Genomic DNA, 3,157 nt, shown 5'->3' with positions numbered 1-3,157 from the left:
TGCTCTTTAACAATCTGGAACAAGCTGAAAATTTGAAACAATCGATGTTGTTGAACGATAACATTGATGAGTCTCTCAAAAACTCCAGTCCGAAGACACCTTCGGGTTGTGAGGTTAAGCGACTAAGCGTACACGGTGGATGCCTAGGCAGTCAGAGGCGATGAAGGACGTGCTAATCTGCGAAAAGCGCCGGTGAGCTGATATGAAGCGTTATCAGCCGGCGATGTCCGAATGGGGAAACCCAGTGCAATCCGTTGCACTATCCTTATCTGAATTCATAGGGTAAGGAGGCGAACCGGGGGAACTGAAACATCTCAGTACCCCGAGGAAAAGAAATCAACCGAGATTCCCCCAGTAGCGGCGAGCGAACGGGGAGGAGCCCAGAGCCATCAGCGATAGCAGTGTCAGGAGAACGGTCTGGAAAGGCCGGCAGTAAAGGGTGAGAGCCCCGTATCCGAAGACACTGGTATTGTGAGCTCGAAGAGTAGGGCGGGACACGTGGTATCCTGTCTGAATATGGGGGGACCATCCTCCAAGGCTAAATACTCCTGACTGACCGATAGTGAACCAGTACCGTGAGGGAAAGGCGAAAAGAACCCCGGCGAGGGGAGTGAAAAAGAACCTGAAACCGTGTACGTACAAGCAGTGGGAGCCTTGATTTATCAGGGTGACTGCGTACCTTTTGTATAATGGGTCAGCGACTTATATTCTGTAGCAAGGTTAACCGCATAGGGGAGCCGCAGGGAAACCGAGTCTTAACTGGGCGTTAAGTTGCAGGGTATAGACCCGAAACCCGGTGATCTAGCCATGGGCAGGTTGAAGGTTGGGTAACACTAACTGGAGGACCGAACCGACTAATGTTGAAAAATTAGCGGATGACTTGTGGCTGGGGGTGAAAGGCCAATCAAACCGGGAGATAGCTGGTTCTCCCCGAAAGCTATTTAGGTAGCGCCTCGTGAATTCATCTTCGGGGGTAGAGCACTGTTTCGGCTAGGGGGTCATCCCGACTTACCAACCCGATGCAAACTGCGAATACCGAAGAATGTTATCACGGGAGACACACGGCGGGTGCTAACGTCCGTCGTGAAGAGGGAAACAACCCAGACCGCCAGCTAAGGTCCCCAAGTCATGGTTAAGTGGGAAACGAAGTGGGAAGGCTCAGACAGCCAGGATGTTGGCTTAGAAGCAGCCATCATTTAAAGAAAGCGTAATAGCTCACTGGTCGAGTCGGCCTGCGCGGAAGATGTAACGGGGCTAAACCATGCACCGAAGCTGCGGCAGCGACATTTAGGTGTTGTTGGGTAGGGGAGCGTTCTGTAAGCCGGCGAAGGTGAACTGTGAGGTTTGCTGGAGGTATCAGAAGTGCGAATGCTGACATAAGTAACGATAAAGCGGGTGAAAAACCCGCTCGCCGGAAGACCAAGGGTTCCTGTCCAACGTTAATCGGGGCAGGGTGAGTCGACCCCTAAGGCGAGGCTGAAAAGCGTAGTCGATGGGAAACAGGTTAATAGTCCTGTACTCGGTGTTACTGCGAAGGGGGGACGGAGAAGGCTATGTCATCCGGGCGACGGTCGTCCCGGTTTAAGCGTGTAGGCTGGCATCCCAGGGAAATCCGGGGTGCTTTAAGGCTGAGGCGTGATGACGAGGCACTACGGTGCTGAAGTGACAGATGCCCTGCTTCCAGGAAAAGCCTCTAAGCCTCAGGTAACATTGAATCGTACCCCAAACCGACACAGGTGGTCAGGTAGAGAATACTCAGGCGCTTGAGAGAACTCGGGTGAAGGAACTAGGCAAAATGGTGCCGTAACTTCGGGAGAAGGCACGCTGGCGTCAGGTGAAGGGACTTGCTCCCGGAGCCGAGGCCAGTCGCAGATACCAGCTGGCTGCAACTGTTTAATAAAAACACAGCACTGTGCAAACACGAAAGTGGACGTATACGGTGTGACGCCTGCCCGGTGCTGGAAGGTTAATTGATGGGGTTAGCCGCAAGGCGACGCTCTTGATCGAAGCCCCAGTAAACGGCGGCCGTAACTATAACGGTCCTAAGGTAGCGAAATTCCTTGTCGGGTAAGTTCCGACCTGCACGAATGGCGTAATGATGGCCAGGCTGTCTCCACCCGAGACTCAGTGAAATTGAACTCGCTGTGAAGATGCAGTGTACCCGCGGCAAGACGGAAAGACCCCGTGAACCTTTACTATAGCTTGACACTGAACCTTGAGCCTTGATGTGTAGGATAGGTGGGAGGCTGTGAAGTGTGGACGCCAGTCTGCATGGAGCCATCCTTGAAATACCACCCTTGAATGTTTGATGTTCTAACGTAGGCCCGTTATCCGGGTTGCGGACAGTGTCTGGTGGGTAGTTTGACTGGGGCGGTCTCCTCCCAAAGAGTAACGGAGGAGCACGAAGGTTAGCTAATCACGGTCGGACATCGTGAGGTTAGTGCAAAGGCATAAGCTAGCTTGACTGCGAGAGTGACGGCTCGAGCAGGTACGAAAGTAGGTCTTAGTGATCCGGTGGTTCTGAATGGAAGGGCCATCGCTCAACGGATAAAAGGTACTCCGGGGATAACAGGCTGATACCGCCCAAGAGTTCATATCGACGGCGGTGTTTGGCACCTCGATGTCGGCTCATCACATCCTGGGGCTGAAGTAGGTCCCAAGGGTATGGCTGTTCGCCATTTAAAGTGGTACGCGAGCTGGGTTTAGAACGTCGTGAGACAGTTCGGTCCCTATCTGCCGTGGGCGTTGGAAGATTGCAAGGGGCTGCTCCTAGTACGAGAGGACCGGAGTGGACGCACCACTGGTGTTCGGGTTGTCATGCCAATGGCACTGCCCGGTAGCTAAGTGCGGAAGAGATAACCGCTGAAAGCATCTAAGCGGGAAACTTGCCTTAAGATGAGTCTTCCCTTACTCCTTAGAGGGTACTGAAGGAGCGTTCGAGACGAGGACGTAGATAGGCTGGGTGTGTAAGCGTTGCGAGACGTTGAGCTAACCAGTACTAATGAACCGTGCGGCTTAACCTGACAACACCGAAGGTGTTTTGGGCATGAGAGAAGAGAAAGTTTCAGAGAGAGAAAACAGCTTGTTCGGGATTGAAAACAGGATTTGTCTGGCGGCAAGAGCGCGGTGGTCCCACCTGACCCCATGCCGAACTCAG

At 53.2% G+C, this 3,157-nt stretch carries 1 rRNA gene; it reads left to right on the top strand.

The features are described 5' to 3' along the window. Positions 1-112: 112 nt before the first annotated feature. Positions 113-3,023, top strand: a 23S ribosomal RNA gene (locus Xedl_RS41220). Positions 3,024-3,157 lie beyond the last annotated feature (134 nt).

It is taken from the genome of Xenorhabdus eapokensis, from assembly GCF_001908105.1.
This window is presented reverse-complemented; position numbering and strand designations above follow the sequence as displayed.